The organism is Rhodospirillales bacterium (genome assembly GCA_016872535.1).
Classification (GTDB): Bacteria; Pseudomonadota; Alphaproteobacteria; order Rhodospirillales; family 2-12-FULL-67-15; genus 2-12-FULL-67-15.
Genome location: VGZQ01000153.1, coordinates 1 through 1,744, shown reverse-complemented (window position 1 = coordinate 1,744; position 1,744 = coordinate 1). Strand labels below are relative to the sequence as shown.

The 1,744-nt window shown below is 69.6% G+C and carries 3 protein-coding genes; all 3 read left to right on the top strand.

Annotated features, from left to right (window positions below; all coding sequences use genetic code 11):
- Positions 1 to 232, top strand: a 232-nt coding sequence (locus FJ311_16270) for an aminotransferase DegT (protein ID MBM3952990.1), incomplete at its 5' end; no start/stop codon positions are given.
- Entirely contained in the window at positions 229 to 864 is a 636-nt protein-coding gene (locus tag FJ311_16265) for an acetyltransferase (GenBank protein MBM3952989.1), read from the top strand. The genes FJ311_16270 and FJ311_16265, both read left to right, overlap by 4 nt.
- Positions 861 to 1,744 (top strand): hypothetical protein (locus tag FJ311_16260; protein MBM3952988.1); only part of this gene is annotated, 884 nt, incomplete at its 3' end. The genes FJ311_16265 and FJ311_16260, both read left to right, overlap by 4 nt.

Below are 1,744 nucleotides of genomic sequence, written 5' to 3'. Positions count from 1 at the left end.
GGATCGCGGCAACTACTGGCTCAACGCGCTGCGCTTCGACGACGCCGAGACGCGCGACCGCTTTCTCGCCGAAACCAACGCCGCCGGCATCCAGACCCGGCCGTGTTGGCGGCCGCTACACCAGACCGCCGCCCACCGCGAGGCCCCGCGCGCCGACGATCTTGCCGTCACCGAGGCGACGTTCGCCCGCCTGGCCAATATCCCCTCGAGTCCGTGGATGATGAAGCGATGAGCGATCCGGTCGTTGTTTTGGGCGCGGGCGGGCACGCCAAGGTGCTGATCGCGTCCCTGCGCCGCTTGGGCGTCGAGGTGCGGGGCTGCGTCGTTGCCGAGACGGCGGCGAGCGATTGCCCGGTCCTGGGCGTTGCTGTCCTGGGTGACGAAAGCGTTCTCGCCGGTTTCGATTCCGCCGCAACGAAACTGGTCAACGGCGTCGGCTCGCTGGAACCCCATTCGGCGCGCAAGCGCCTGTTCGAACGTTGGTCGGCGCGCGGCTGGCGTTTCGCCAGCGTGATCGATCCTCACGCGGTAGTCGGACCCGAAACGATTTTAGGCGAGGGCGTTCAGGTCATGGCCGGCGCGGTCGTCCAGCCCGGCGTCCGGCTCGGCCCCAACTGCGTTCTCAACACCCGGGCAGCGGTCGACCACGACTGCGTCATCGGTGCCCATGTCCACCTCGCGCCGGGCGTCACCTTATCCGGCGGCGTCACCGTCGGCGACAATGCCCATCTCGGCCCCGGCGCGACCGTGGTTCAGGGCGTCGTCATCGGGCCCGGCGCGACCGTCGCCGCCGGCGCGACCGTGGTTGCCGACGTCGCCGCCGGAGCGCGCGTTTTCGGCGTTCCGGCGAAGTCCCGCCGGTGAGCCTCGTCGTTCCCTCGGTGCGGGACGATCCCCCGGGTCTCGCCGGCCGCTACCGGCGCCTGGTGCTGGTCGCGGCGCGCTCGCAGCTCGATGCCGTCCGCCCCGACGGCGATACCCTGACGGTCAGCAGCGACTGGCTGGCCTGGCAGGAAGCGGCGGCGCGCGGATGGCCCGCCCTGCATATCGAGGCGGGCCTGGCCGATTGCCATGACCCGCGAACATGGTGTGACGCTTACATTGATGCGGCGCGCTGGCCGATGATCGACGGCCAGGATGCGACGTTGTTCCAAGGCGTTTCCATCGGCGGCCAGTTCATCCGCGAAGTCGGCCATGCCTGCCATTATTATGAGCGCTTCCGCCACGCCGTCGCCGCGCTGGCGCGGCGCTTCAAGGTCGAAACCGTCGAGCTTGTCGATCTGCGCTCCGATTACGACCTGCTCGATGACCAAGCAAAGCGCTGGCTGGTCGCCGAGGCGGCCGAGGCCGCCGGCGCGGGCGTGATCGACCGGCTGGGCGGCGCGCCCTCCGCGCCCGATGAATTCTCGACGACGCGCATGATCGTCAATCCCCCGACCGGCACGAATGCCTTGCGCGCGGCTTGGGAGACGACCATGGATGCCTTCTCACGCGCGGTTGGGATGGCGCACGGGCCGCGCGAGGCCCTGCTGGTGCTGCCCAGCCTGTTGATGCTGGAACCGATGGTCCGAAGCTTTACTCACGGGCAGCGCCTCTCCCCGGTCTTGTTGAGCAATAGATACCCCAAGCGTCTGTCCTTCGCCGCGCGGGCCCTGCGCCGGGGATTCCATCTGGCCGCGTTCCCGCGCGTGCCGCTGTCCGAGGACGAGGAGGCGGCGGTCGCGGCCATCATCGCGCGGCTGAA

Excerpts from the sequence above, each read along its gene's own strand:
- FJ311_16265 (MBM3952989.1), top strand. The coding sequence starts at position 229 with ATGAGCGATCCGGTCGTTGTTTTGGGCGCGGGCGGGCACGCCAAGGTG.